The 25,762-nt window shown below is 48.8% G+C and carries 27 protein-coding genes; 8 read left to right on the top strand and 19 right to left on the bottom strand.

Going from position 1 to position 25,762, the window contains the following annotated elements:
- The coding region (locus tag AC3Y23_RS23285) for an IS3 family transposase (RefSeq protein WP_379203961.1) at positions 1-157 on the top strand (157 nt) is incomplete at its 5' end.
- Positions 158-340: 183 nt separating this feature from the next.
- On the opposite strand, the gene AC3Y23_RS23290 is transcribed toward AC3Y23_RS23285, so the two are convergent.
- The 7 genes from AC3Y23_RS23290 to AC3Y23_RS23320 form a co-directional block, all read right to left on the bottom strand.
- Positions 341-1,156, bottom strand: coding sequence for a GNAT family N-acetyltransferase (locus AC3Y23_RS23290; protein ID WP_379203564.1), 816 nt, complete (start codon positions 1,154-1,156; stop codon positions 341-343).
- Between the two features lie 33 nt (positions 1,157-1,189).
- Positions 1,190-2,038: a M15 family metallopeptidase gene (locus AC3Y23_RS23295; RefSeq protein WP_379203566.1), complete on the bottom strand. Its 849-nt coding sequence runs from the start codon at positions 2,036-2,038 to the stop codon at positions 1,190-1,192.
- A 57-nt stretch (positions 2,039-2,095) separates the two neighbouring features.
- Complete coding sequence (locus AC3Y23_RS23300; protein WP_379203568.1) at positions 2,096-3,022, bottom strand: hypothetical protein; 927 nt, start codon at positions 3,020-3,022, stop codon at positions 2,096-2,098.
- Positions 3,023-3,090: 68 nt separating this feature from the next.
- Complete coding sequence (locus AC3Y23_RS23305; protein ID WP_379203570.1) at positions 3,091-4,410, bottom strand: FtsW/RodA/SpoVE family cell cycle protein; 1,320 nt, start codon at positions 4,408-4,410, stop codon at positions 3,091-3,093.
- Positions 4,407-4,739: a PadR family transcriptional regulator gene (locus AC3Y23_RS23310; protein WP_379203572.1), complete on the bottom strand. Its 333-nt coding sequence runs from the start codon at positions 4,737-4,739 to the stop codon at positions 4,407-4,409. The genes AC3Y23_RS23305 and AC3Y23_RS23310 overlap by 4 nt, the downstream gene beginning before the upstream one ends.
- Positions 4,740-4,993: 254 nt before the next feature.
- Positions 4,994-6,406: a DHA2 family efflux MFS transporter permease subunit gene (locus AC3Y23_RS23315; RefSeq protein ID WP_379203963.1), complete on the bottom strand. Its 1,413-nt coding sequence runs from the start codon at positions 6,404-6,406 to the stop codon at positions 4,994-4,996.
- A gap of 79 nt (positions 6,407-6,485) precedes the next feature.
- Positions 6,486-7,070, bottom strand: a complete 585-nt coding sequence (locus AC3Y23_RS23320; RefSeq protein WP_379203574.1) for a TetR/AcrR family transcriptional regulator — start codon at positions 7,068-7,070, stop codon at positions 6,486-6,488.
- 258 nt (positions 7,071-7,328) lie between these two features.
- Between AC3Y23_RS23320 and AC3Y23_RS23325 the strand changes: the two genes are divergently transcribed.
- On the top strand, positions 7,329-7,763 hold the full coding sequence (locus AC3Y23_RS23325) for a DUF4395 domain-containing protein (RefSeq protein WP_379203576.1): 435 nt from the start codon (positions 7,329-7,331) through the stop codon (positions 7,761-7,763).
- Positions 7,764-7,842: 79 nt separating this feature from the next.
- Here AC3Y23_RS23325 and AC3Y23_RS23330 read toward each other — a convergent pair whose 3' ends face one another.
- The 10 genes from AC3Y23_RS23330 to AC3Y23_RS23375 all read right to left on the bottom strand — a co-directional run bounded on the left by AC3Y23_RS23330 (position 7,843) and on the right by AC3Y23_RS23375 (position 18,878).
- Positions 7,843-8,367: a hypothetical protein gene (locus AC3Y23_RS23330; RefSeq protein WP_379203577.1), complete on the bottom strand. Its 525-nt coding sequence runs from the start codon at positions 8,365-8,367 to the stop codon at positions 7,843-7,845.
- A 357-nt stretch (positions 8,368-8,724) separates the two neighbouring features.
- On the bottom strand, positions 8,725-9,219 hold the full coding sequence (locus tag AC3Y23_RS23335; RefSeq protein ID WP_379203579.1) for a hypothetical protein: 495 nt from the start codon (positions 9,217-9,219) through the stop codon (positions 8,725-8,727).
- 226 nt (positions 9,220-9,445) lie between these two features.
- A complete protein-coding gene (locus AC3Y23_RS23340; protein WP_379203581.1) occupies positions 9,446-11,044 on the bottom strand; it encodes an HAL/PAL/TAL family ammonia-lyase in 1,599 nt (532 codons plus the stop codon).
- Complete coding sequence (ertC, locus tag AC3Y23_RS23345) at positions 11,037-12,206, bottom strand: thiohydantoin desulfurase (RefSeq protein ID WP_379203583.1); 1,170 nt, start codon at positions 12,204-12,206, stop codon at positions 11,037-11,039. The genes AC3Y23_RS23340 and ertC overlap by 8 nt, the downstream gene beginning before the upstream one ends.
- A gap of 63 nt (positions 12,207-12,269) precedes the next feature.
- A complete protein-coding gene (ertB, locus tag AC3Y23_RS23350) occupies positions 12,270-13,940 on the bottom strand; it encodes a thiourocanate hydratase (protein ID WP_379203585.1) in 1,671 nt (556 codons plus the stop codon).
- Between the two features lie 24 nt (positions 13,941-13,964).
- The gene (locus tag AC3Y23_RS23355; RefSeq protein WP_379203588.1) at positions 13,965-15,320 is read right to left on the bottom strand and encodes an LLM class flavin-dependent oxidoreductase; all 1,356 of its coding nucleotides are present in this window, start codon (positions 15,318-15,320) and stop codon (positions 13,965-13,967) included.
- Positions 15,321-15,393: 73 nt separating this feature from the next.
- Entirely contained in the window at positions 15,394-16,332 is a 939-nt protein-coding gene (locus AC3Y23_RS23360; protein ID WP_379203590.1) for an ABC transporter substrate-binding protein, read from the bottom strand.
- Positions 16,333-16,361: 29 nt separating this feature from the next.
- Positions 16,362-17,012 (bottom strand): ABC transporter permease, encoded by a 651-nt coding sequence (locus AC3Y23_RS23365; RefSeq protein ID WP_379203592.1) that lies wholly within the window; start codon positions 17,010-17,012, stop codon positions 16,362-16,364.
- Positions 17,009-17,899, bottom strand: a complete 891-nt coding sequence (locus tag AC3Y23_RS23370; protein WP_379203595.1) for an ABC transporter ATP-binding protein — start codon at positions 17,897-17,899, stop codon at positions 17,009-17,011. Before AC3Y23_RS23370 ends, AC3Y23_RS23365 begins: the two co-directional genes overlap by 4 nt.
- 238 nt (positions 17,900-18,137) lie before the next feature.
- The gene (locus AC3Y23_RS23375) at positions 18,138-18,878 is read right to left on the bottom strand and encodes an IclR family transcriptional regulator (RefSeq protein WP_379203965.1); all 741 of its coding nucleotides are present in this window, start codon (positions 18,876-18,878) and stop codon (positions 18,138-18,140) included.
- A 537-nt stretch (positions 18,879-19,415) separates the two neighbouring features.
- On the opposite strand from AC3Y23_RS23375, the gene AC3Y23_RS23380 reads away from it, so the two are divergent.
- The 5 genes from AC3Y23_RS23380 to AC3Y23_RS23400 are packed head-to-tail and all read left to right on the top strand — an operon-like array spanning position 19,416 to position 23,004.
- The gene (locus tag AC3Y23_RS23380) at positions 19,416-19,994 is read left to right on the top strand and encodes a CD3073 family putative ECF transporter S component (protein WP_379203597.1); all 579 of its coding nucleotides are present in this window, start codon (positions 19,416-19,418) and stop codon (positions 19,992-19,994) included.
- Positions 19,984-20,502, top strand: coding sequence for a CD3072 family TudS-related putative desulfidase (locus AC3Y23_RS23385; RefSeq protein WP_379203599.1), 519 nt, complete (start codon positions 19,984-19,986; stop codon positions 20,500-20,502). The genes AC3Y23_RS23380 and AC3Y23_RS23385 overlap by 11 nt, the downstream gene beginning before the upstream one ends.
- The gene (locus AC3Y23_RS23390; protein ID WP_379203601.1) at positions 20,495-21,331 is read left to right on the top strand and encodes an ATP-binding cassette domain-containing protein; all 837 of its coding nucleotides are present in this window, start codon (positions 20,495-20,497) and stop codon (positions 21,329-21,331) included. Before AC3Y23_RS23385 ends, AC3Y23_RS23390 begins: the two co-directional genes overlap by 8 nt.
- Positions 21,322-22,194, top strand: coding sequence for an ATP-binding cassette domain-containing protein (locus AC3Y23_RS23395; protein ID WP_379203603.1), 873 nt, complete (start codon positions 21,322-21,324; stop codon positions 22,192-22,194). The genes AC3Y23_RS23390 and AC3Y23_RS23395 overlap by 10 nt, the downstream gene beginning before the upstream one ends.
- A gap of 18 nt (positions 22,195-22,212) precedes the next feature.
- Positions 22,213-23,004 carry an energy-coupling factor transporter transmembrane component T family protein gene (locus tag AC3Y23_RS23400; RefSeq protein WP_379203605.1) on the top strand — a complete coding sequence of 264 codons (792 nt, stop codon included), beginning with the start codon at positions 22,213-22,215 and terminating at the stop codon, positions 23,002-23,004.
- 106 nt (positions 23,005-23,110) lie between these two features.
- Here the strand turns inward: AC3Y23_RS23400 and AC3Y23_RS23405 are convergent, their stop codons facing one another.
- Complete coding sequence (locus AC3Y23_RS23405; RefSeq protein ID WP_379203607.1) at positions 23,111-24,088, bottom strand: ROK family protein; 978 nt, start codon at positions 24,086-24,088, stop codon at positions 23,111-23,113.
- A 295-nt stretch (positions 24,089-24,383) separates the two neighbouring features.
- Here AC3Y23_RS23405 and AC3Y23_RS23410 point away from each other — a divergent pair, with 295 nt between their 5' ends.
- Positions 24,384-24,869 carry a CcdC protein domain-containing protein gene (locus AC3Y23_RS23410; protein ID WP_379203609.1) on the top strand — a complete coding sequence of 162 codons (486 nt, stop codon included), beginning with the start codon at positions 24,384-24,386 and terminating at the stop codon, positions 24,867-24,869.
- Positions 24,870-24,986: 117 nt separating this feature from the next.
- Here AC3Y23_RS23410 and AC3Y23_RS23415 read toward each other — a convergent pair whose 3' ends face one another.
- Complete coding sequence (locus tag AC3Y23_RS23415; protein WP_379203611.1) at positions 24,987-25,751, bottom strand: ABC transporter permease; 765 nt, start codon at positions 25,749-25,751, stop codon at positions 24,987-24,989.
- Positions 25,752-25,762: the final 11 nt, after the last annotated feature.

The following is a 25,762-nucleotide window of genomic DNA, read 5'->3' on the forward strand; positions in this document are numbered from 1 at the left end:
TTACTGTAATCCTCGTTTCAAAAACAAGGAAGAGGCTTACAATGCCATTTTTCAGTACATTGAATTTTACTACAACCGCAAACGAATGCACGGTGCGCTAGGGTATCTCTCTCCCGCTCGCTTTGCACAGCAATTTACTAAAAAATCCGTTGCGTGACTGTCCACTTTCTTGACAGAGGTCCATTTTTGCACTTAATTTCCATTAACCCTTAGCGGAAGAGGATTTAAGATACGATAATGTCGTTAATTACACTTCGAGACTTCTTCTTCTGACTTTTGCATGGTGATCCCATGAAAAAAAGCTTTTATATGTGTTAACGATTCTGAGCACAGCACAATCTCAGGGTAACGGCCCCCATAACGCTCGGGTCCAGGCAATCCGTAGTCCCGCACGCTCCATATTATTCTGGCTGACACTGCCATATGCAGCTTGTCCAGCTACCAGTTCACAGCCTGCCCTGTAGGCTTCATGCAAGCGTCTTTGCAGCAAAGCGCTCTGTAGCCCACGCCCCCGGAACGCTGGCAGTGTCGCAGCGAGTGCACAGGAAGCAACACCTTCATGAATATGCATTGCCGCTACAGCCGCAGCCTGGCCTTCCCAGTAGCCAAGGAATAGCTTCCAGCCAGAACGATGGAGCAGCCCGATATTATTGCTAATGAAATGCCCTTTAGCCTCCAAGGACATGCCGGAAGATAGACAATGTACCTCAGCATATGTGTCAAAGAGGTCCTCATCCACCACCTCAGCAACAGTGATATTCACGGGAAGCTGGGCTGGCTGCGCAAGCGGCAGTCCATATAACACGGATTGAAAACTGTGCTGGTACAGCCCGAGTGACGCTAATGTTCCCAGCAACGCCGGGCTGCTCTCCGGAGGATCAATTTCGATCTGAAAATTCCGCTCCCTGGCCCGGTAGAAATCTGCAATCGCTCCAAGCTCATCTTTCTCAGCGTCCGTGATCCCTTTGACTGAGTTAAAAAGCGCCCATGGCATCTCCTGTATGTAATAAGCTGTTGCTGCCCCGAAATGCCGAATCTCCACACCCATGGGGTTGCCAGATCGTTCGCCGATCGAAGTTATTCTTGAGGTGAAAAAGCCGATTTCTGCTTGCTGTAGCCGCTTGGCCAGTTCCTTGTTAACTACGGGTAAGCTCATGCTCATTCTCCTGTTCTTTTTCAATAATGCTTGCTATTCCACGTCAAAATCAAAATATTTCCCGGGGTAAGGTTCCTTCTTTAAAGTAAAATGCCACCATTCTTTGCTGTAGGGCTGGAAACCCTCCTTCACCATGGCATCCTTAAGGATTTTGCGGTTGACCATTTGTGTCTTGCTGATCAGCTTCGTATCGTAATATGAAATGGGACCGAAAAAATCATAAGGGCTACCCATGTCCACCACCGCACCGTTTTTTAGATAAGCCAATGTCAGATCCACCGTACTACCTCGTGAATGACCGGATTTACTGGAGATAAAGCCGAGTTTGAACAGATTCTTTTTATCGAGTGCGGGGTAATACTGCTGTTTCATCTTTATGTCTCTGGCGTCCTTCGACCATCGGATAAAATGATTAACCGCCTTTTGCGGTCGGTAGGTGTCATAGATTCTCAGAATATAGCCTTGGCGAGCCAGGTTCTCGCTGACTGCCTTAAGCGCATTAGCTGCGGGTTGTGCCATAATCGCTAGCGGCGCTTTATAGCCATCGATACGTTGTCCGACAAAGTTGTTGCTGCTGTAGTAGCGGATCTCATATTGCGCCGAAGGAATGATCTCGTCCAGGTAAACAAAACCCTGGGGTAGTTTATATTGCTTCTCCGGCGTAGACAACGGCTTGGATTGGTCGGCACTCTCGGAGTTGTGTATACTCCCGGAACTTACCTCAGCATACGCGGCTGAAGCATACCCTCCCAAACCCAAAGATGTCGTTAATAGCATGAGAGCTGCGCCTATACATGACAATCTTCTCAGCGCCTTTGTCTGCTGCTTCATGGTTACAATCTCCTCTTCCCTATCATTACGTTTACCTACTCTGTCGATCATTTTACTAGAAAAATACAATAAAATAACCCCCTAACTTCCGTTAAGGGGCGGAATTCATTATTTCACGTGTTTATCGAGGAACTGTTGCACCTCTGGTGTCAATTCTTCATTCGCACTATCCAGTAGTACCAATAGCTTCTCAATCGTCTGCAACAGCTCGCTACTACCCGGACCATTGATCAACACGGCCTCATACGCAGCACGAAGCTTTGGATTCAGCTTAGGAGTTTCTCCTACAGGTCCATCATAGGCGGGAGTATTGCTGGCACCAAAGAATACACGAGACAGCGACAGGTTCAGCTTTACAGCTTCCTTTCGGTTCGAAGCCGGGTATTTCTTAACAAAAGCTTCTTTGGAAAGCGCCCGTAAGATAACCTGATCCCAGCCAATAACGATCCCGCCATCACGGGTCATCGGCTGATTGGATTCGGCCGCCATAAGATCAATATACTCGGCAATATCCTTTTGAATAAAAGGCTTAAAGATCTTGAATCCTTCATAGTGCATAACCGGATAGTACATGCCTTCACTGCTATCCAGTTTGTAGCCTTTATCACGAGCTTCAATCAGTACAGCTCGAACACTGGGATCAGTAATTTTGCTCAGGAGGCCAGAGTAAGTCAGCTCCTTGGGGCGGGCAGCAGTTCTAATCGCCATCTGCACCTTCTCTCCATACATTTTCTCTGAGAAGATCGGGAGCTGCGCCACTTGGGCATTTTCCAGATGAAGTGTCATTACTGTAGCATACCAGACATCAACATCTTTAATGTGATTAATTAGATAATTGCGTGCTTGGGCCAAGCTGTCTGGGTTCTTCACATATTTTTCGAATTGCTTATACACAGTGTCCGTCTGCTGTGCAGCCGCAGCATGGGCCGCTTGAGGCTGAAATACAGCCGCTCCGGTTCCTGTCCCAAGCAGGACAGAGACTCCCAACAGAATGCTCCTGCTCCATACGCGCCCTACCTGATGATGTGGATTCATAAGTGCCCCCTCATGATAAATTCCAACTCATATTAATGTAGACGTTTTCCAGATATAGAAGGTTACACTTATTTTATTGGACGGATTGGAGCCTTAGGAATCATGTCTTTTCTCCGGTAGATACCGAGTAACAGCCCGACCGCAGCGAATTCGATAATGACATGACTTCCATAACTAAGAAACGGAAAAGCAATGCTGCTCAGTACCATCTTTCCACTCACAATAGACACCCCATAGAGTAGCCGTATAACGAGCATAATGCCGAGTGTCAGAACCAGTGCTCTGCCAAAAGGCTCTAGAATCAGATGTAGAGTCTTGAGCAGCCTGGCTGTAAACCATAACACCATCCCTAGTAGCAGCAGACCGCCTGCCCACCCAAAGCAATTGATGAGGTAAACGGGGAGCATGTCCGAGTGAATGAACCGAGTATTTTCCATAGTACTTCCAAACCCTTGTCCCCACCATCCGGCAGATGAAACTGCATTCTGAACCTGTAAATATAGATACCCATTCCCCTCTGCATAAGCTTGAGGCTGAAATGCACCTATGAGTCGGTCTTGAAGATAATCGGACCTCCAGATTTTCATACTGCCGAGCACCAGTAACGATCCTCCAGCTCCCAGTGCCCAGCGCCATTTTCCAGTACACCAGACATAAATAATCAAGGCAAGCAATGAATAGATGATTAGTTCAGCAAAGGAATGGGCAGCAGCCAATAAAGGAATCGGAAGCATTACTGCTACAAACTCCACCCAATGTTGAGTTAAGTTTGACCCGCCCTTGGGTTTTCGCTCCCCAGTCAATATTCCGGCTAACGCAATCCCCAATAGATATGGAATCCATGAAGTTAAATTAAAAATCCCGATACTTATGAATTGCAGCCTACCATTGATTGTGGAGCCTCCTGTTATAGAGGATATGATCATGGCGTTTAATAATATTAGGTACAATGGCCAAGAAAGCTTTTGCAGTTTGCGGAAATCAACAAAATACAATCCGGTCATGACCACAAGACCAATTACAACATAGACCGACTGATGATGGAACAGGCTTCTCCCCTGCATCGCACTGTCCGCACTGGCATCAGCGGATAACATTGCAATCAAGCTGACTACCGCAAACAACAACACAACTCCCAGCAGTCCCCAATTCATTCGCGGTTTATGTACACGGTTCAGCGTCTTGCCCAGCGACTGCGCATCGCCCATCTGGGCAACTGCCCAAGCCTCTGACTCCGCCAAGGAATAGCCATGTGCTTGTCGATCCTGAATTAACTCTTCCAGATGCCCGGCTAGCTCCTCCCGGATATCGTCATGCATGTCTTTGGCCCGTACCTCCCGGCACACCTGATCCAGAAAAAGCTTACGTTGACTCTCTTCGCTCATCATGCCCCTCCCTCCCCCAGCACGGTGTCTACAGCCCGTCGGAACAACAGCCACTCCGCTCTCTTCTCCTTAAGCTTCGCTCTTCCCTCATCCAGTATCCGATAATACTTGCGCTTCCGTCCATCTACTTCCATCCAGTAAGCTTCCACCCAACGTTCACTCTCCATCGTGTGCAGAATGGGATACAGCGTGCCTTCCTTAAGCGAAAATACACCTTGGGATCGGCTCTCCAGCTCTTTGATCATTTCATATCCGTACAGAGGCTTGTCTAGCAGCAGGGTCAGGATCAACGTCGCCGTACTTCCCTTCAGCATTTCTTTGCTGACTTTCATATGCTAACACTCCTTTCCATAACTGGTTGGCTAAAATAATACCTAGAATCACTATACATAGATTTACTATGTATATAATACACCAATATATGTAAAACGTAAAGACACAAGTAGAAACGGCTTTGCCGTCCTTTAAGGGACGGTATCCGTTTCAGCTAGAAATATAAGGATGATTTATAGCGTTGAACATATACATTCTTATAATTAGAAAAAACACACCCGCCGCAGCGAGTGTGTTTTATTTTTAATGAATATTAGTGCATTGGAGCTTGCGCTTTATGCTGAACAATAACACGTCTAATGAAGAATGCCAGTACCAATCCAACTACAGACATGATCAGACCGAATACAAATGCATTCTGTACACCCTGCGTGAATGCAGGAAGCAGATTGGCCGGATCGGCAGGATTGTCGACACCCTTCAGGTAGTTCTTCGAGCCTGCTGTCATGATGCTGACCGCAAGCGCCGTACCAATGGCACCCGCTACCTGTTGCAGAGTGTTCATGATAGCTGTACCGTCAGGATACAGCTCCATCGGCAACTGGTTGATACCATTTGTCTGTGCCGGCATGAAGATCATCGATACCCCGATCATCAAGGCGCTGTGCAGGACAATAATGAAAGCAACGGTCGAAGCCGCATTGATGCTGGAGAAGAACCACAGTGTAACTGCGACAATCACAAGACCTGGAATAACCAGCCATTTAGGACCGTACTTATCGAAGAGACGACCCATAATTGGCGACATCAGACCATTGATCAGACCGCCTGGCAGCAGCAGCAAACCTGCTTTGAAGGCTGTATAGCCTTGACCTTGTTGCAAATACATCGGCAGAATCAACATGGACGACAGGATAACCATCATACAGATGAAGACCATCGCCACACCGACAACGAACATCGGATATTTGAAAGCACGCAGGTTGATCATCGGCTTCTTCATTGTGTTTTGACGAATAACGAAGAGCAGCAAGGCAACCACACCTACGATGATAGACAAGATTACTTTCGGGCTGCCCCAGCCCTCGGCCTCACCAGCACTACTGAACCCGAAGACGATTCCGCCAAATCCTAGAGACGACAGGATGATGGACAATACGTCGATTTTCGGCTTGGTAACTTCGGTTACGTTCTGCATGTACACCATACCGAACAGCAGAGCAATGACCAGGAACGGCAGCGACAACCAGAAAATCCAGTGCCAGCTGAGGCTTTCGATCAACAGTCCCGCAATGGTAGGCCCAATCGCTGGGGCCACCATGATAACCAGACCGATCATCCCCATTGCAGCGCCTCTTTTTTCAGCCGGAATGATGACAAGGATCGTATTGAACATTAGCGGCAGCAGCAGCGACGTTCCCATCGCCTGTACCACTCTCGCCGTCAACAGAAACTCAAAGTTCGGCGAGATCGCCGCCAGGAAGGTTCCTATAATCGAAAAAATCACTGCAGCCGCGAACAACTGTCTCGTTGTGAACCATTGCAGAAGCATACCGGAAATCGGTACGAGAATACCTAGTGTAAGCAAGTAGGCCGTTGTCAGCCATTGTGCAGTTGACGGTGTAATTTGTAGTACATTCATCAGATCGCTTAACGCGACATTGAGTGCCGTCTCACTGAACATCCCGATAAAACCGCTGAGCAATAAGGAAATCAGAATCGGCATTGTCCTGATTTTTTTTTCTTCTGACTGTTGTTGCTTGTGTAAAGTTGTCTCCACTCTCTAATCCTCCTGAAAATCTGTATTATTCTCTCTCTGTTATGCCAAGCAAAGCCGGAACAATCTTGGCCGCTGCAAGCAGCGGTTGCTCATCCCGGTAAGTCAGCGCCTGAAGCAGTGATCCCTCTAGCAAGGACACCACTGCGGACGCCTGAGTCGTCGCCATTTCTTCTTCGGTACCTTCTGTCAGCAGACGTTCCATAATCACCTCCTGCCAGTCTTTAAATACAGATTGACACGCGGCTCGCAGCTCCTCGCTTATACAGGACGTTTCCACCGCCAACCAGAAGCTGAACGGAACTAAGCCTTCGAACGAAGTATCCACAGCATCCTTGGCCATTCCCAGAATAAAATCCTGTATCCCCCTCGCGGCAGTTTCCCCTGTCACCATATAATGTCTAAGCTTGCAGGCTACAATCTCACTGGTGCGGTTGATGCAATTTAAGGCCAATTCCTCCTTGCCATGGGGAAAATAATAATAGAGCGACCCCTTCGGCGATTCACTGTCCTTAATAATCTGGCTCAGACCCGTTGCATGATAGCCTTGCGTGAAAAATAGCCGCGAAGCAGTATCCAGTATGGCTTCACGTGCATTCGGCTTATTAGACAACCCGACACTTCCTTTGCATTATAACAATTGGTCTACATAATAAAACCACAGCTCAGGAGATGTGTCAATTTTTATTTTCTTAATGTTAAGACATTTTACACCAAGAACGATTTAACCATATCTTCCTCCATCCCCTTCTTTGTTTCGATTACACATCATTTACATAAAAAATACATTTATAAAAAAAAGAAGATGTCTTCCCAAACGTCAGAGCCACCGTTATACTATAATTATTCCAATATGATAGGTGTGATTAACGTGAGCAATGGTACCAAAGGTATTCCGCGACCACTTGTGAAAACCAACCAGAGCTTTATTGTTCTTTCTGTCCTTCTAACCTGGTTCACCGGGCAATACTGGATTCTTGCACTACCGCTCGCAGCCGGATTATCCGGCCTGATCTTCGGATATAACCCTGTTATCAAACTGGCTGCCCCTTTTCTTAGAAAAGAACGTTCCGCTTATGTCCTGGAAGATTGGGATCAGCAACAGTTCAACCAAAGTATCGCTGTGGGCTGCCTTACTGCCGGATTGCTCAGCTTCCTTGTGGGCTGGACCGTTGCCGCCTACATATTCACTGCACTGGTTGCTGTTGCCGCAACTGTAGCCATTCTCGGCTTCTGCATCGGCTGCTTCATCCACTATCAATGGAGAATGTATACCTACCGTCGCAAGCAAAGCAGCACACATTAAGACAGAACAAGAACCCCGGCCGGAGTTATGGACACGATTCCATATTTCTGAGCGGGGTTTATTTAATATATCAACAGGATCATTCGTCGGCTATATCCCAGCGATGGCGATACTTTTCCAGACGCGAATGGAGAAATGTCGGCGCTTCCGACAATAGCAGGCGAATCTTCACAATCCACTCTTCAAAAGAGGAGAATGAGGCGAACTGGTTCGCCATCTCTGGTGTCAGGTATAGAAAATACGGAGCCTTATATCTCTCCGTCAGATGACGAAGTGCAGAATCCAGTGGCGTATACTTCTTCCTCTTTCCTTCCCAGCCTTCAACCGTTATGAAGGATAATCCCTGTTCTCTTTTCCATTCATGCAGCCGATCCTCACGCTTGTAAAAAGATTGGACTGGCTCTTTGGACAAACGGCGCACGGTCTCTTCATGCAGCGGATAAAGCACCAGCTTCGTGAATTGGCGGTCAACAGCAGTCTTCGCCGCAACCGCAAGCTCCTGGTCTTTAATAAGCTCAAATGAATCGTAGAAAATCAGCGTACCTTTACGCTGCTCCACTGGCGGCTCGTAGCCGTAAGGGACGTGAACAATATCTCTTGGCATCATTTTCCTCCTATTTGATATGGTTATGTAGATATAAATGTATGAGTCACTCTTGTTCCAAACAAAAAGGAATGCGTTTACCGCATCCCCTATATATTTACTTCATCATCATTTGATTGTTGTAGTTTTGGATAAAATCGCGCATGCCTGCTCTAACTACATCCATGGAAACATCCGTTTCAGGAATAATCATCACACCTGAATTTGGACCTAAATATCTGGATGCACTAGCCCGTCGGCGTCTAAGGTAATATAATTTTGCCTGACTAGATGGACGTGTCTGTCGTGATACAGATACTACTCTCAACTTATCATTTATATTATGTCTAAGTCTTACTACCATGTAGATCACCGTCCTTATACATAGTATAACTCAATCAGTCGACGTGCTTCAAGGGTACCTATGGCCATTTGGCCCATCCCTGTATAAGCAGCATTAAATTCAGTTATGTAATATTTATCCAAATTACTTTTAGGCTTAAAACAAATAAAACCATCAAATCCAGCTTCGAAGCTTTTCCGGCAAGCTTCACCTAATAATATACTCGATACGTTAGTAAACGTTCTTGAAGGATTGTTGTGACGATTGGTAGGAGCGCTTTCAAGAAGTTCGACATAAACAAACCCCTCATCATATTTATAGGCGATTGCTCCCTGTATAGTTTTATTAGCATCTCCTAATACGAGGAGTTTATACGGTTTTGACAAACTTCCCTTTTGAAGATACTTACTCCAAGTGATTTTTCTTTCCCAGCCCAGACGCTTAAGAGATCGTGCCTCATCTAACTCCAAATCTAATATCTCTGAGTCGTAACTCTCACCGTCACTATGTTTCAAAACCCATTTCCCCATGAGTCCGCCTACTCCCATTAAATTTACTAATTGAGATTATATCACAGACATGGAGAGCTAAGGTGTGATCTTAGTGAAAGGCAACTAAAAAAGATACGATCAGAATATTCGAGGAATTCTTAAGAAATTTGCTAGAATAAACACAAAAAACCGGAACTTCCCTGCAAAGGGCAGCCCGGCAGTTAATCCTACAATTCTTTTTCCCTAAAAAGTTATGTTGTTCTATTCAGCATTGATTACCAGATTTACTTCTCACTGCATTGAGCCATCTGCCGTTCTTGAACAGGCGGTAAGCCCGTTCAATATCAACAGTCTGATTGCGGTCCTCCGACAGGAAAGGAATTTCGGAACGCAGCAGCTCATAGCCCGCCCCGGTACCCTCACCCAAGCGCAAGTCGCCACGAAGATCAATGGCCTGGGCAGCATGAATAGCTTCGATCGCCAGGATGTAAGTTAAGCGGTCAGCAATCTCTCGGAGCTTAGAGACGACATAAGGCGAGTTAGCTGCATGATCTTCAATATCTCCCGCCAGCGACATATAATCGGCAGAGACCGGATTGCTGAGATGACGGATCTCCGCATCTAGTGAAGTAGCTGTTTTCTGCACTGTGCAGAAGCCGACCGAACGGCTTGGATCAGCAGTCAGGAACCGGCTTAGGCCGGTAAAGCCAGGATCACCGAGCTTGATCATCCGGTAGCAGGAGCTTTTGGAGACATGATGCAGAGCACTGCCAAGCATCTCAAACCCCAACGTCCATGTCACAGGATCAAAGTTGGCACAAGACAAAATTCGCCGTTCTTCCGTTAGAACACAAGGATTATCGTCAGAGCTGTTGAGATGAAGCTCCAATTGCTGACGCGTGTAATCCAGAGCGTCCCGAGCGGCCCCGTGAATCTGGCAGGCATCCCGGAAGCTCAGCGGATCTTGCAGCGATTCCGGATTGAATCCGCTCCACAGATCGCTGTTCTTAAGGGCATCCCGAACCCGAGACAGACTTCCCAATTGGCCCGGGAACGGTCGCTTGCGATGCACCGATTCATCCAGCGGGCTGATATTCCCGCGAATGGCTTCCAGGGACAACGCGTAGACGTAATCTGCAGCCTCTAGCAGATTACGAATTTCGACCAGAGCCAAAGCCCCATGGCCTGCGGAGAGTGCATTGGAGCTTACGATGGCCAGCCCGTCCTTTGGACCGAGACTTAGTGGCGCCAGACCCGCTGCCGCCAGTGCTTCAAGAGCAGGCAATCGGCGACCGGCAACATCGACTTCTCCTTCGCCGATCATAGCCAGACCAATATGCGAAATAGTGGTGATATCCGCTGCGCCCACAGACCCGCGTAGCGGCAGAACCGGATGGATACCGAGATTCAGAAATTCTGCATAACGCTCGGCAATTTCCGGCTGGACGCCCGTCGCACCCGCCAGCAGGCTGTTGAGACGGGCCAGCATGACTGCCCGGACCACTTCCTCCGGTGCGTCCGGCTTTACACCCGCACTGTGCGATAGCAGCAAGTTGCGATTATAGGCTGCAAAATAATCAGAGTCGATTACCTTGTCCTTGTTCCAGCCCACTCCCCGATTCAATCCATAGACTGGCACACCTTCGGCGGCGAGTTCAAAAATCACCTTACGAGCCGCTTCCAACCGCTCCTGGGCCTCAGCGTCAATAACTACAGGTATGCGTTCCCGTGCTACACGGTCAACATCGCCAATGCTCAAGCTGTAGCCATCTAATATCAAGTGATTAATCCCATTAACTGAATGATTGGAAACTGCATGATCTCCTGTATCTACTGTTCCAAAGACTGCTGTGTCCTTAGGCATGAACCTCTATCTCCTTACTCTCCTTCTTCTCTTTACTCTCTTTACCTTCTTTCTTCTCTTTACTTTCTTTCTTTTCCTTGTCGAAAGCATAGCTTTGCAGATCAATACCGAGTGCTTCTTCGACTTCAGGATATACGCTAGGGTCTTTGACGCTGGAACTGAGCGGGAGCTTGGATTTATCGATGGAAAATACTGCAATCTCCATCCCCTCTCTTATATCACCTACGCTGACCGGCAATCCCGTCTCCAGATCGAACGTAGTAATAACATCCGGAAAGCTTGTCAAACGCTTGCCCTTCTGATCATCCACAGCCATATATTCATTCATGACATGAAGAATCAGCGTTTTCTTGGGGATTTCTACTTCAATGGTACCGATGTCAAAAGCTCCAGAATAACGCACTTTCTTAGCACTCACTGTGCCTCTGCCGAGGATTTTGCCCTTCGTCTTGCGAACGATCGCCTTCAGCACAGCCTCCGGTCCATCCGGCTCAGCCTTCAGGATCACTCTGCCGAGATCCAGAGCAATAGAAATGCCCCCGATTGCGGCATGCTCCTTGATATACTTGGCTGGCAGTGGATGTCTGGCGGCAGCAATGAAACCGCCTGCCATGTCCGAAGCCGTCCGCAAAATATTGGAAGTTCGAGCGGGTGTTCCTTTGACCACCAGCTCGATATAGCTGCCGTTCTCCGGATTGCCTCCAGCTACAGCCTGTATAGTCTCGTATTCAATGGAGGATGCAAGACCAAGCGAACCCATTTTGCCTGTAGGATGCGCGCGGATATCCCCAGTGGCATCAATGACTGCCAGGCCAAACGCAGCCGCAGGCAGCCAGCCGTTAATCGTACTGGACATGCCATTCTGCGGTGTCATAAATCCGGCTATCTTGCCGTCATATTGGTCAATCACAAGTTGTACTGCTTTGATGTAATCTTTGCCGAGCATTTGCCAATCCCGACCCGCCGGAGCACCTATGGCTGTACAGGTCAGAATGATTGCATTATCTGGCAGTTCATCTACGGACAACAGCTTGGGCCGCCCGAGACCAAGAGCGGCATGGCCGATCTCCAATCCGTGATCGACCCACCCGCCGCCACCGCTGGCGAATACGGAGCCCCCTTTAACCGCTGCTTCCACATCATCTCTTGTCAGTTCACGCATGTGTATTTCCCCCTTGTGTCAATTATGCATTTTCTGAGCTGGGACTTTAGGTTACGCACTGCGTTATTCCGCTGGAATGACCTCATAGCGCGTCGTATCTATCCGTGCGATGCCTTTGTCTTGGACTTCTTCCAGTGACTCGTCATATCCGGCATCCGCATACCGAAGGACTCCGAGGCCTGTATCGTTGTCAAGTGCGGTACGGAGGCGCAAATCACTTGCCTCCGATCCATCAGCCACAATGGTGACGCCTGCGCTGGTCATGTAGCCCGAATACCCGCCGCCACCGGAATGGATCGCCACCAGATCAGCCATAGACGAACAGTTCAGCATCGCGTTCAACAGCGGCCAATCGGAGATGGCATCACTACCATCCTTCATTCGCTCCGTCATAATGTTGGGATGCGTCATGGCTCCGGCATCCAAATGATCACGGGAGAATGCAATTGGACCAGCAAGCTTACCTTCACGAACCAACTGGTTAACCGCCAGTGCCAGCTTGCTGCGATCCTGATGGCCGAACCAGCCGATACGGGCTGGCAGGCCTTCGAACGGAACATACGTATTGGCAAGCTTGATCCAGTTGGAGACGATCTCATTGCCGCTGAATTCCTTCAGGATGTATTCATCAATAATTCGAATATCCTCAGCTTCACCGCTGAGCGCGACCCAGCGGAACGGCCCAATCGCTCTTGCAAACAGCGGGCGCAGAAAAGCTTCTGTAAAGATATCAATATCAAATGCGTTGTCAACGCCGTATTGCACCGCTTGGGAACGGATGTTGTTGCCGTTGTCGAAGACAACCGCCCCCCGTTCCTTGAACGCCAGCATCGCCCGGACTTCCTTGGCGATGGACGCTCCGGCCGCGGCTTGCAGCTCAGCCGGGCGCTCCTTGCGAGCCGCGGCAGCTGATGCCGGTGTATAGCCGCTTGGAATATAGCCGTACAGCAGGTCATGTGCGGACGTCTGGTCCGTCACAACATCAGGCTGTACGCCCCGGCGCAGCAGCTCGGGGTAGACATCGGCGGCATTGCCCAGCAGGCCGACCGATACACTCGTGCCATTGGTTACCGCCTCCTTAATCCAGAACAATGCCTCATCGAGGCTGTCTGTCTTCCGCTGCAGGTAACCGGCCGCGATCCGCTTGTCGATTCGCTCCTCCGCCACCTCTACACACAGGATTGCCGCATTCGCCATATTGCCAGCGAGCGGCTGCGCGCCGCCCATGCCGCCGAGCCCGGCGGTCAGAATGAAGCGTCCGCGCAGAACGCCGCCGAAATGCAGCCGGGCAATACTCTGAAAGATCTCATAGGTTCCCTGGATAACACCCTGTGAACCAATGTACTGCCAGGCAGCGGCGGTGAGCCCGCCCCAAATGATCAGCCCTTTGTCCTGCAACTCGTAGAAGTTCTCGCTGGTCGCCCAGCGGCCCACGAGATTGCAGTTCGCCATGACAACCAGTGGAGCCTGTGCATGTGTCTTGAAGATACCGATCGGCTTGCCGGACTGGATGACAAGTGTCTCATCCTCTTCCAATTGCTTCAGCGTCTCCACGATGGCCCGATACGAAGGCCAGTTCCGCGCCGCTTTTCCCAGCGAAGCGTACACAATCAGCTCCTTCTGATTCTCACCGTTCTCCAGCACATTCTCCAGCATACGCAAGAGCGCTTCTTGCCTCCAGCCCTTGCAGCGCAGTGTTCCGCCTCTCTTCGCAGTAATCCTTGTCACTGTCATCCCCGCTTTCTGTCTGCTATTCTGTCATTGAGGTATGACGGTTTCCGGCGCTTTGGCATACCGGCTTTCCGGCTTGCTGAGACCCAAATGTTCACGCAGTGTGTTACCTTCATATTCCCGGCGCAGCAGACCTCTCTCCTGAAGAATCGGTACTACCTTCTCCACGAAATCATCCAGTGATCCCGGCAAATGCGGGAAAGCGATATTGAAGCCGTCGGCAGCACCACCGTTGAACCAAGCTTCAATGTGATCGGCAACTTGCTCTGGTGTTCCGGCGAAGACTCGCTTGGTGGTGACCCGTTTCGCAAGTTGGATGAGTGTTAAATTCTCATTGATTAGAAGCTCACGAATGCTTTGCAGTCTAGATTTACTCTGATTGAATCCTTCTTCCTCCGGCAGAAACGGCAGCGGCTCATCCAGCGGATAACCCGATACGTCAACCCCAATGTAATGGGATAACAAATCCAGTGCCAGCCGATCAGGGGTCAGGTTCTCCACTTCAGCCAGCCGCTCCGCAGCCTCTTCCTCGGTGTCTCCGAGAATAGGCATCAGACCCGGCAAGATTTTGAGTTCATCCGGCGAACGGCCATATTTAGCCAATCTGCCCTTGATATCTGCGTACAATGCCTGACCCTCAGCGAGCGTGCCGCCAGGAGCGAACACGACTTCAGCTGTAGCAGCAGCCACTTCTTTTCCCGCCTCAGAGGCTCCGGCCTGAATCAGAACCGGATAGCCTTGCGGCGGACGGCTAACATTCAGCGGGCCTTTGACTTTAAAGTGCTTGCCCTCATGATCGAGATTATGAAGCTTATCTTTATCCGCGAAATAGCCGCTCTCCTTGTCGAATAGAAGCGCATCCTCGTCCCAGCTATCCCAGAGTCCTTGAGTGACATCTACAAACTCCTTAGCCCGTTCATACCGCAGCTCATGCTGCAAATGACTTTCCTTTCCGAAATTACGAGCCTCCTCGTCCGTCTGGGAAGTCACAATATTCCATGCAGCTCGCCCGCCGCTGAAATGATCCAGCGTTGCGAGCTTGCGCGCAATATGATACGGGTCGTTATAGGTCGTGGAGATCGTTGCAGCCAGTCCGATATGGCTCGTTACTGCCGCAAGCGCGGACAGCAGGGTGAATGGCTCCGGCCGAACACTGTTGGAATGGCTAACCCCTGACTCAAAACGGTCCCAGACATAGAGCTCATCTGCGTAGAAGAACAGATCGAATCGTCCACGCTCCGCCGTTTGCACAATTCTTTTATAATAATCAAAATTCAGAAGTCCCTCAGCCTCAGATCTTGGGTGTCTCCAGCTAGAAATATGCTCTCCCGCCGGAAAAAACAACATTGCCCCCAGCGCAAGCTGCCGTGTATTATTACTCATAACGTATATCCCCTCTCATTGGTTAATTGTTGGATTATGTCTTTGTCAAGCCGTCAATCGGTTATGAAAAAGCTTACTTGATTAGCCCCTGTGACTTCAGCCATTCACGGGCCACATCAATAGCCGGCTTCTGATCCTGCTCCACCTCAGCATTCAACTTCTGCATAGCACTTTCATCCAATTTCCCTGCCAATTTGTTAAGGGTTGCTTTCAGCTCAGGATGCTTATCCAGCGTCTGCTCACGCACAATCGGGAAAGCGTCATAAGGCACAAACACATGCTTGTCGTCTTGGAGGGCCACGAGATCGTTGGCCAAGATTTGGCTGTCCGTGGAATAAGCGAGCATCACATCGATGAGCTTTTGCTTGATCGCCTGGTACTGCAAGGAACTATTTTGAATGGACTTCGTTTCCTTGAACTTTGGCTTATAAATACTTTCTACGTATGGCCAAGCATCCGGACGGTTCAGGAACTCTTCACTTGCTCCAAAGACCAGTTCGCCTGATTTCTCGACAAGTTGTGATGTGTTCTTTAACCCGTACTTCTCAGCGGTTTCCCTACGTACGGAAAAGACATAGGTATTGTTAAAACCGAGCGGATCGAGCGCAATCAGCTTGTTTTTTTCCTTGAGCTGAGTTACGACGGTCTTAAATGCTTTTTCAGGATCAAATTCCGGCTGCTGCTTTAAAATATTGATCAGTGCCGTCCCGCTGTACTCCACATACGCGTCCACTTCCCCTGAGCCAATGGCATTCCAGAGTAACGTGTTATCCAGTGTCTTGACCTCTGTCTTCAGCTTCGTATCATTCTCGATCAGAAGTTTGAAGGCATTTGCCAAAATATCCGACTCAGCAAATCCTTTCGTGGCCAGGATAATCGTATCCTTGCCCTCCGAAGCCTTGGAATTGGAGCAACCCGCTGCAGTAAGCACAGTAGTGAGTACTAACCCTAGGGTGATAAGCAGCTTGCTTCCTTTTGTTACCGTCCATCTTTTCGGGTTTACAGTTGTCATGATTCATTCCACTCTCCCTGGGTAAGTTCTTAAAATTTATTCAAATGCCGCAGGCCTTTCGGGGTAAGCGCCCGATTTAGCAGCAGCAGTATGAAGTTAATAGAAATTACCAGCAGTGAGACGGGAATGGCCCCCTCCATAATGGTAACTGTGTTGATCATGGCAATGCCTCTGGTGATGATGTCTCCCAGCCCTCCGGCGGCAATATAGGTCGCAATCGTTGCAAGACTGATCGTCTGTACAGCAACCAGCCTAACTCCGGCCATGATGACACTACGCGCAATCGGAAGCTGAATCATTCTCATCATCTGCCATTTGGTCATACCCATTCCGGTTCCTGCCTCAAGAAGAGAAGGATGAACCCCATTGATGCCGACGTAGGTGTTCTGAAGCATCGGAAGCACAGCATATAAGGTCAACGCGATAATGGCGGGGGTAGTGCCGATACCTACCAGTGGAATCATGAACCCGAACAGCGCCAGACTCGGAATAGTCTGAATGGCGGAGACGACGGTAATGATCGTGTTCGCCATCCGCTTGCGGCTGGTCAGAAAAATCCCGAGGGGAACCGCAATAAATCCGGCAATGAGAACGGCAATGAGCGACAAATACATGTGCTCTCCAGTTTTGTGCAGTATCATCGGCCAGTCGGCGGCTAACGTGTCCCATATATGATTCATGCGCTGTGCTCCTCCCGCCCGGTTACAGTCAAAGCTTCGGCCCTTCCAGCTCTCAGTAGTTCAAGAGCTTCTTCGGTTGGAGCCTGATGGTCGATAGATAAACCGTCGATCATGATTTGATGGGCCGTTACTAGCGACAAGTCGTTCTGGAAACGCTCCGGGCCCAGGAATTCAACCACGAATCCATTAGCCGGGTGAGCCAGTAGTTCGGCTGGCGTACTATTCTGCACCACTTCTCCTTCATTGAGCAGAATAATCCGGTCAGCGATCTTCAGCGCTTCATCAATATCATGGGTGACGAAGACAATCGTCTTGTGCAGACGCTGGTTGAGATTAATCAGCTCTTTCTGGAGCTGGACCCGGCTGATCGGATCGAGGGCACTGAACGGCTCATCCATCAGAATGATTGCGGGATCAGAGGCCAGTGCCCGGGCCACCCCGATCCGCTGCTGTTGTCCGCCACTAAGCTCATGGGGATAACGGTTGCGGTACTGCTCCGGCGCAAGACCGATCAGTTGAAGAAGCTTAGTTACCTGCTCTCTGCGCTCCCCCTTGCTAGTGCCTTTGAGTCTCGGAACAATCCCGATATTCTCTTCGATGGTCATATGAGGAAAGAGACCGATTTGCTGAATGACATATCCGATATCCCGTCTCAGACTCACAGCATCCACAGATCCGATATCGTTCCCTTCAACAAGAACTTGTCCCTCACTAGGCTCCTCCAGCCGGTTGATCATTTTAAGCAGTGTAGTCTTACCGCAGCCGGAAGGTCCGATAATGGTTACTATCTGTCCTTTTGGTACCGTGAGGTTAAAATCACGCAGCACTTTTCCTGAACCATAATCCTTGCTTACATTTCTGAACTCAACCGCTACAGCTTCAGCCATACTGCTTCCTCTCCTCTCAAAATGTATTATTCTCATAAGCAAACTTGGTTTTTAGACAAAAACATACCCTGAAATAGCAGAAGAGGCCTTATTCTTCGTCTAAGACGAAAAACAAGACCTCCACAAGTATGGTCAGTCATATTATTGTTATGCGATAATCAACTACCGTAAGACAATAATATTAGTGTGGTACTCTTTTGTCAATCATAATTTAAACTATTCTAATCGGAATTAAAGGCTAATTTCCGCCCCCCATTCGACGTGACAGCTCCGCTGCCGCTTTGGTCACTGCTTCGATGTTTGTCTTGTCCTGCTCGTTGTTGCAGCGGAAGCTGGGTCCGGCTACGGCGAGACTTGCAATAACAGGACCTTGACCGTCCGTAATCGGTGCCGCTATAGCGTACACATCGGGGTCAACTTCACCTTTGGTAATGCTGTAGTTCTGGGCACGAATGGTCGCAAGTTCAGCAGTGAGCGCTTCTCGCTCCTTATCACTATTAAGCAGCTGCAAGATCCGCTCTGTTACCTTGGCGCTTTCGAAAGCCAAAATGCATTTGCCCGAAGCCCCCAAATGTAGCGGCAGAATCCGCCCGTTGTCGATGGAGAATTGAATCAGGCCACGGCTTTTCACATTCTGAATACATACGGCATTGTTGCCTGTTCGGACAAACAGAATCGAAGTTTCCTGTACCTTCTCCGTCAACTCCTCCATAATAGGGAGGGCCAGCGGCAGTAAATCACGTTGGAACTGCATGTTTAGACTCCGCGCCAAATCAAGGATACGCAGGCCGAGGCCAATCTGGTTTTTCCCCCTCCTCTCAATAATTCCATTCTGTTCCAAGGTCTGCAGAAAACGATAAGTTGTGCTCTCTGGAATGGAGACCTTCTGGGCGATTTCACTCACCGTCAGTGTTCCGCTCTCTTCCGCCAAAGCGAATAAGATATCCAGCGCACGGCTTAACGTCTGCGTCCCGTTCATTTTTTGCACTAGCCAACGACTCCTCTTTTATCCAATAGAAGACTTGTAATATTGTGATTTTAGCCTATTTCACGGCAAAATTACAGTTCACTCTGATTAAAAATCCAGCACGCTACGATTTATCTTTACATTCAATCGTAGGACTTTCAGCTGGCGGCTCTCTTCAAGCTTCTGGGCACTGACGCTCTATCTCCTTTGTTATCATTATTAGAGAAGCCTTTATTTTTTCACGATAATATCACGACTCCCTAATATTAACAACTAGTATTTTTATCGGATTAAATATAAATAAAGCGATTTCTCTCTTAAAAATGAATAATTATGCCATTGACATCTAGGGAATTCGACTTAGAATATAATTTATTAATCCTATATATACACTTGGATTTAATGATTCGTCTGTAGCTGTTGTTTCTGCTTAAGTGTCTTTACTTCAACAGCTCGCTATGTACAAAGGGGGAGTAGGGTTCATATTTTCATTGCACGTCTATCTGTAAAGTCACAAGACAAATTATGAATCCCTAGGAGGACAGCGTCATGAATCAAAAGACACTTGTAATCACACTGGGTGCGCTCGCGATTGCAATCAACGTCATCGCAGGCACCGTCGTCAGCAATCTGAAAATTCCTTTTCTTTTTCTTGATACTGTAGGTACCATCTTTATTGCAGCTGTATTCGGACCATTATGGGGCGCACTGGTCGGCTTGCTGACCAACCTTGTGCTCGGCGTCACCTCCGGCTATACCGCCATCCCCTTTGCGCTGGTAAATATTATTGTTGGACTTGTCGTAGGATACGCTGCACGCAAGAACGGCTTCCGTTTCTCTTCCGCATTAATCTCCGGTATCTTACTTGGTATTCTCTGCCCTGCAGTCGGCTCCGTGATCGCCATTGGTCTCTTCGGCGGTTTAACTGGAGGTGTGCAGGACGTTGCTGTACTTTGGTTGAAACAAGCGGGTTCTAGTCTCTTCGCGGCTGCTTTCCTGCCCCGGCTTGGCGAGAACCTGATCGATAAAATTCTGTCTGCACTGCTTGTCTACTATGTAGTTAAAAATCTGCCGCAATCACTAATCAAACGTCCATCTCTGAAAAAGAAAGCTTCCCGTGCAGCGTAGTAAACGTATCGTTGTCGCCTCCCACTGCGTCATTAACCAAAATGCCGTTGTGGAAGGCGAAGCCCGGAGTCCAGGCGTCATGAAAGCGGCAGTCGACTGGACCTACGAGCAAGGGTATGGAATGTTCCAATTACCTTGTCCTGAATTCACATTTCTGGGGCCTAAGCGGCCTCCAATGACCGTAGAAGAATATGACACCCCGGAGTTTCGCGCGCACAACCGCAAAATTCTGCTACCTGTGGTTGAGCAGCTCAAGACTTATCAGGACCATGGATATACGATTGTAGGCGGCCTTGGAATTTCAGGAAGTCCTTCCTGCGATCCTGGCAAAGGTGTGTTCATGCGCGATTTTCTGGAGCTGGCCGCCGAGGGCGGCGTGGAGATTGATTTCTTCTGGCAAATCCCGAACACGGCTGATGGCACCTTCAATCCTGATGATGCCAAAAGCGTATTCGGACCTGTAAATCAAGGCCATACCGAACGGAAGGCGGCCACCATCAATGATTGATATCCGGAACGCCACCTTCTATTACAATGAACCTGATGAAGACGAAGATAATGCCGGCCACAAGCCGGCATTATCTCATGTATCCCTTAAAATTCCCTTCGGCGAATTTGTCGCTTTTCTGGGGCGCAATGGCTCGGGCAAATCTTCCCTGTCCCGGCTGTTAAATGGCATAGAGCTGCCGACCGAAGGAACGGTACTGGTGGAAGGCCATACCACGTCTGAACGCTCTTCCCTACCAGCGATCCGCCGATCCGTCCAGATCGTGTTCCAAAATCCCGAGAACCAACAGGTGGGCATCACTGTCGGAGAAGACATCGCCTTTGGGCTCTCCAATATCGGCTGGCCCCAGGAGGATATCGCAAGCCGTATCGCCTGGGCCATTCAGCTTGTCGGGCTGGAAGCAGATGAGGAACGGCCAGTCAGCAACCTGTCCGGTGGCGAAAAGCAGAAGCTAGCCCTAGCCTCCGTTCTCGCTCTGGCACCGCGGTGTCTCATCCTGGATGAAGCCACCTCCATGCTCGATCCTGTAGCTCGCCGGCAGTTCGTTGAGACCTTGCACGAAGTCAGGAAACAGGTGCCTTTCACCCTTATCTACATTACACACCATCTGGAAGAGGTCACCGGTGCGGACCGCTGGGTGCTGTTCCGCAGCGGCGAGATCGTAGCTGAAGGTACACCCGCCGAACTGGAGCAGGACACCGTTTTACTGGAGAATTGCGGATTGGAGCTGCCTTATTACCACAGGCTTGCCGGGCTATTGCGCCAGCAGGGCGTCTCTGTTCCGGCTGATCTGAACGAACAGAAATTGAGGGATTTATTATGCAGATAAAGCTGAATAACGTTACCTTTACGTACAGCAAACGCCGCAGGAATAAGCCACTTACAGGTCCATTTGTACTGCAGCATCTGGGTCTGAGCGTGGACAGCGGAGAGATGCTCGCCATTGCCGGCAAATCCGGCTCTGGCAAGTCCACCTTTCTCCAGCTTCTTAAAGGATTCCTGGCTCCGTCAGAGGGCACGGTAGAACTGGACGCCACAGATCCGCATCTTGCCCGCCGACCACAGGTGTTTGACCGGGTCGGATTTATTTTTCAGTATCCAGAGCATCAGCTCTTCTCCACCACCGTGTTCGAGGACATCGCCTTTGGCCTCCAAAGCGCCAAGCTCACAACGGAAGAGAAAGACGCCAAAGTGCGTGCAGCCATGGAGGCTGTACAGTTGGATTACGAGCAGTTCAAGGACCGTAGTCCGTTCGAGCTGAGTGGTGGTGAGAAACGTAGGGTCGCCATTGCAGGTGTCGTCGTACTGGAACCAGAAGTGTTGATCCTTGACGAACCAACAGCTGGACTGGATCTTCAGTCCCGGACCGCCCTCTTCGATTTGTTGCATACGATGAACCGGCAACGAGGAATGACTGTGATGTGGGTAAGCCATCAGTTGGAGGAAATTCTGGAGCATGCCTCCCGGCTCATCGCCCTGAAGGAAGGACAATTCCTGGCCGACGGGCACCCCACCAACCTTTTGTCAGATCCGTTGCTACTGGAGGCCTTTGGATGGGAAGAACCGCCCGCTTTGGCTGTAACGCGGTTGCTGCGGGAGCTGGGGGCCGTCTCCAGCAATGAAATCCTCTCCCCGCAGGAAGCAGCAGATATCATCACCAAGCTGCTGAGCAGCCGACAATTATCAGTCTAAAGAAAATGAGGGAATAGTATGTCCGGAAAAAGCTTTTTACTCTATCAGAAACGCAATTCCTGGCTAGAGCGCTGGGACCCGCGGATGAAAATACTGGCAGTGCTGCTCTTCGGAGCGGCGCTTCTACTTACCCATAGCCCGGAGCTGAAAACAGCTCAGTTAATAATTCTAATTATTTTATGGGGAGTTGCCAAGCTGTCTTGGCGGGTATTGGCCTTTACCCTCTTGTCGCTATCGCTCTTCTTCGTTTCGACAATGATTTATCAAGCTTTACTGGTGACCAACGTTGGTGATGCAATGATCACATGGGGACCGCTTCACTTCTCTAAGCCAGGGGCCATCAAGGGGATTATGATGTGTGAACAGATTGCGGGGATCGTGCTGCTGCTCTCGCTACTGGTGCGGACGACTTCCCCCATTCTGCTCGCAGAGGGGCTGGAAATTTTGCTGAAGCCTTTGAAAAAATGGCGATTACCCGTACACGAAGCCGTAATGATGTTCTCCATCGCCCTGCGCTTCCTGCCCATCCTCATGGAGGAATTCGACAAAATTCGCAAGGCGCAGTTAGCTCGCGGAGGCGGTTTCCACCGAAAGGGACTCACCTCCCGCTTCAGCGGCGTGCTGCCGATGCTGATGCCCTTGTTCGTGATGTCCATTCTCCGTGCTAAGGATCTGGCGGTAGCGATGGAATCCCGCTGTTACCAGGGTGACGAAGGTCGTACACCGATCCGAATCTATCGATTCCGTCTCAGCGATTATGCCGTGTTCACCTTTTCACTGGCTAACCTGTTGTTTATTTTTGTGTGGTAATCGATATCTTATTTATAAAAGGGCAGAACCGGATGTTATTCTTTCGGATCTGCCCTTTTCGAGGTAGCTTATAATGTTAATTTTGATAGAGCGTGGTCCTGCATAATCAATGGTTTGTTGTAACAAATTTCTCATGAGCATATAGTGCTGCACCAACCGTACCCGCCCTACTCCCTAGCTCAGCCTGCATAATCCTGCATTTGCTTCCAGAAAGTTTAAGAGCACGGGAATTTACAGTGTCCCGCACACTGTTTAACAATCGGTCTCCAGCTGCCGCCATACCTCCGCCGACAATAATAATCTCAGGATTAAGCAGATTCACAACATTGGCCAGTCCATAGCCAAGCAAAGTTCCAGTTTCATGCATCACTTCAATTGCCAAAGGATCACCAAGATCATAAGCCTCGGAGATCATTAATGCCGTTATGCTTCCATATTCATTCCGAACCCAATTCTGAATGATACTGCTTGCTCCATTGTCCAGCTTATCTTTGAAAGTGTTTACCATACCTACCGCAGATACATATCTGCCTAGACAACCGGAACTTCCGCATTTACACTGTCGTCCATTCCGATACATATTCATATGACCGATTTCTCCTGCACTATAGCTTGTACCGTACATAACCTTTCCGTCATTTACAATTCCCGAGCCAAGGCCTGTCCCCAGAGTAAGCAAGACCAGGTTACGATACCCTCTTCCACTCCCTAGCCGCCACTCCCCATACAAATTCACGCGCACATCGTTGTCAATATAAATAGGAAAATCATAAAAAGGTTCCAGTTCATTCACAATATGAATCTGTTCCCAGTCCGGAAAATTTGGCGAGAAAATTGAGAGGCCCTCTTGCGGGTCCAAAAGGCCGGGAATACCGATTCCCAGGCATTGAATTGAATTAATTCTCACTCCACTATCAGTGGTTAGAATCGTAAGGGCATCCCGAATACGACTCAAGACATGCTGCGGACCTTTAGCTGCTTCGGTGGGTATTGATATTTCTTTTATTACATGATAATCAGTATCAAATATTCCTGCCTTGATGTTGGTTCCTCCCAGATCAATACCAGCTATGTATGGTTTCATCACAATCCTCCTCGAAATTAATACTATCAACTCCCCGATTATACAACGGGCTGACATAACGGTAAATTTAGTTGTCCTTATTGTTGTTCTTCTATTACCAGTCACGCATCGTTCTAAATCTACCAAATCCGAATCAACACCACATTCACAATGCATTCAGTTTGTTTCGCAGCATACTTCGTTGTTTTCGAGTAAATGTGACAAAAGTCATTTGAGTCGATTACTTTTTACACTTATTAATTATTCGGAATTCCTCCATACTAAGCACATACAAAAAACAGACGAGGTGTTCATCATGAATCTATTATCTCTAACAATCTCATTACTCATTATCGTACTTATTTTGCGGGGCGTTATCCAGGGCAGTAAGAAGCCATTGCACGAGTCTGGTCGGAGACTTTTGATTCCGGTTCTCTATATCTCTTCATCTTTGTTTGAATTGTTCGACCCTACGTTGGTGCTTACATCTGGCAGAATTATTAGCTCTATTGCTATAGGTGCGATTCTGTCGATCCCATTAATTCTGGTGACGCAATTTGAGCGTAAATCGGATGGCAAGATGTATTACAAAAGAAACGTATCTCTTTATGTTTTAATTATTGTTATCTTCTCGCTCCGCTTACTTGACTTCTTATTCATTTCTGGGATCGATCCCAAGACACTTGGTTTCCTGAATAATGTATTCACCCTAACCTATATTGCCATTTGGCGAATGGCCAGCTTCATCAAATTTCATAATGCAAAGTCTATCTCTAGCAAAAGGTGGAACAAAGCCGCTTAATCTTAGATTTCTCGTAGCCGGCTGTACCCTGCTTTGATCGACTTTAGTGCAAATTTAAAAAAACAGCTCGGAACCATAAGTTCCGAGCTGTTTCAAATTGGATAACAGGCTGCTATTTTACGAGCCAGCGCCTTTATAACGTCTTACCCCATAATTCCAGGCCATCAGACCAATGCCCAGGAATACCAAACCAACTACAGGCGTCAATAACGCCATGCTCTTCATCTCGTCACGCTGCAGGAAGAGCGCCGCCGGATAAATACCCACAAATGCAAACGGGATAATCCAGGTAAGCAGCACCTGAATCGCCCGGTTATAGATCGTCACCGGATAACGGCCGTACGACTGAATGTTGTACATCAGCGGAAGAATCCCGGTCGGTGCATCCGAGTAGAACGACAGCGAAGTTAAGGCGGTATAGATACCTGTATAGATCGCTACCGCGCTCAGTGTAAAGATGATAAGCACCGGTATTGTCCACCACTCAAACGGAAGGCCAAGATTGGACCCGCTGATGGCCATGATGATAAGGCCGATGAAGGAACCCACGAGCGCTGGCGGGTCGACATTTTCCAGGAAAATCTGAAACAGGTTATGCGCCGGACGCGTCAAAATACGGTCCATCTCACCCTTGACAATATAGCGCTCGCTGAAGCCCCACATGTTCACAAAACAGCTGAACACGCCGAACGGCACCATAAAGAAACCGTAGACGAATACCACTTCGTTCTGATTCCAGCCGCCAAGGCTGTTGGTATGCATGAATATAACAAGAATGAAAATAAAGTTCGTTGCCTGGAACAACAGATCCGATATAACCTCTACCCAAAAGTCGGCACGGTAGGTCAGCCGGGTCTTCATATAATTTTTAAGATACTCCATCACTAATCCAA

Source organism: Paenibacillus sp. MAHUQ-45 (assembly GCF_058133325.1).

Excerpts from the sequence above, each read along its gene's own strand:
- AC3Y23_RS23360 (WP_379203590.1), bottom strand. The coding sequence starts at position 16,332 with ATGACAACTGTAAACCCGAAAAGATGGACGGTAACAAAAGGAAGCAAG.
- AC3Y23_RS23290 (WP_379203564.1), bottom strand. The coding sequence starts at position 1,156 with ATGAGCTTACCCGTAGTTAACAAGGAACTGGCCAAGCGGCTACAGCAA.
- AC3Y23_RS23410 (WP_379203609.1), top strand. The coding sequence starts at position 24,384 with ATGAATCTATTATCTCTAACAATCTCATTACTCATTATCGTACTTATT.
- AC3Y23_RS23310 (WP_379203572.1), bottom strand. The coding sequence starts at position 4,739 with ATGAAAGTCAGCAAAGAAATGCTGAAGGGAAGTACGGCGACGTTGATC.
- AC3Y23_RS23370 (WP_379203595.1), bottom strand. The coding sequence starts at position 17,899 with ATGGCTGAAGCTGTAGCGGTTGAGTTCAGAAATGTAAGCAAGGATTAT.
- AC3Y23_RS23380 (WP_379203597.1), top strand. The coding sequence starts at position 19,416 with ATGAATCAAAAGACACTTGTAATCACACTGGGTGCGCTCGCGATTGCA.
- AC3Y23_RS23375 (WP_379203965.1), bottom strand. The coding sequence starts at position 18,878 with ATGAACGGGACGCAGACGTTAAGCCGTGCGCTGGATATCTTATTCGCT.
- AC3Y23_RS23395 (WP_379203603.1), top strand. The coding sequence starts at position 21,322 with ATGCAGATAAAGCTGAATAACGTTACCTTTACGTACAGCAAACGCCGC.
- AC3Y23_RS23335 (WP_379203579.1), bottom strand. The coding sequence starts at position 9,219 with ATGGGGAAATGGGTTTTGAAACATAGTGACGGTGAGAGTTACGACTCA.
- AC3Y23_RS23300 (WP_379203568.1), bottom strand. The coding sequence starts at position 3,022 with ATGAATCCACATCATCAGGTAGGGCGCGTATGGAGCAGGAGCATTCTG.
- AC3Y23_RS23295 (WP_379203566.1), bottom strand. The coding sequence starts at position 2,038 with ATGATCGACAGAGTAGGTAAACGTAATGATAGGGAAGAGGAGATTGTA.
- AC3Y23_RS23340 (WP_379203581.1), bottom strand. The coding sequence starts at position 11,044 with ATGCCTAAGGACACAGCAGTCTTTGGAACAGTAGATACAGGAGATCAT.
- AC3Y23_RS23405 (WP_379203607.1), bottom strand. The coding sequence starts at position 24,088 with ATGAAACCATACATAGCTGGTATTGATCTGGGAGGAACCAACATCAAG.
- AC3Y23_RS23390 (WP_379203601.1), top strand. The coding sequence starts at position 20,495 with ATGATTGATATCCGGAACGCCACCTTCTATTACAATGAACCTGATGAA.
- AC3Y23_RS23305 (WP_379203570.1), bottom strand. The coding sequence starts at position 4,410 with ATGATGAGCGAAGAGAGTCAACGTAAGCTTTTTCTGGATCAGGTGTGC.
- AC3Y23_RS23400 (WP_379203605.1), top strand. The coding sequence starts at position 22,213 with ATGTCCGGAAAAAGCTTTTTACTCTATCAGAAACGCAATTCCTGGCTA.
- ertB (WP_379203585.1), bottom strand. The coding sequence starts at position 13,940 with ATGACAGTGACAAGGATTACTGCGAAGAGAGGCGGAACACTGCGCTGC.
- AC3Y23_RS23315 (WP_379203963.1), bottom strand. The coding sequence starts at position 6,406 with ATGCCGATTCTGATTTCCTTATTGCTCAGCGGTTTTATCGGGATGTTC.
- ertC (WP_379203583.1), bottom strand. The coding sequence starts at position 12,206 with ATGCGTGAACTGACAAGAGATGATGTGGAAGCAGCGGTTAAAGGGGGC.
- AC3Y23_RS23330 (WP_379203577.1), bottom strand. The coding sequence starts at position 8,367 with ATGCCAAGAGATATTGTTCACGTCCCTTACGGCTACGAGCCGCCAGTG.
- AC3Y23_RS23365 (WP_379203592.1), bottom strand. The coding sequence starts at position 17,012 with ATGAATCATATATGGGACACGTTAGCCGCCGACTGGCCGATGATACTG.
- AC3Y23_RS23355 (WP_379203588.1), bottom strand. The coding sequence starts at position 15,320 with ATGAGTAATAATACACGGCAGCTTGCGCTGGGGGCAATGTTGTTTTTT.
- AC3Y23_RS23415 (WP_379203611.1), bottom strand. The coding sequence starts at position 25,751 with ATGGAGTATCTTAAAAATTATATGAAGACCCGGCTGACCTACCGTGCC.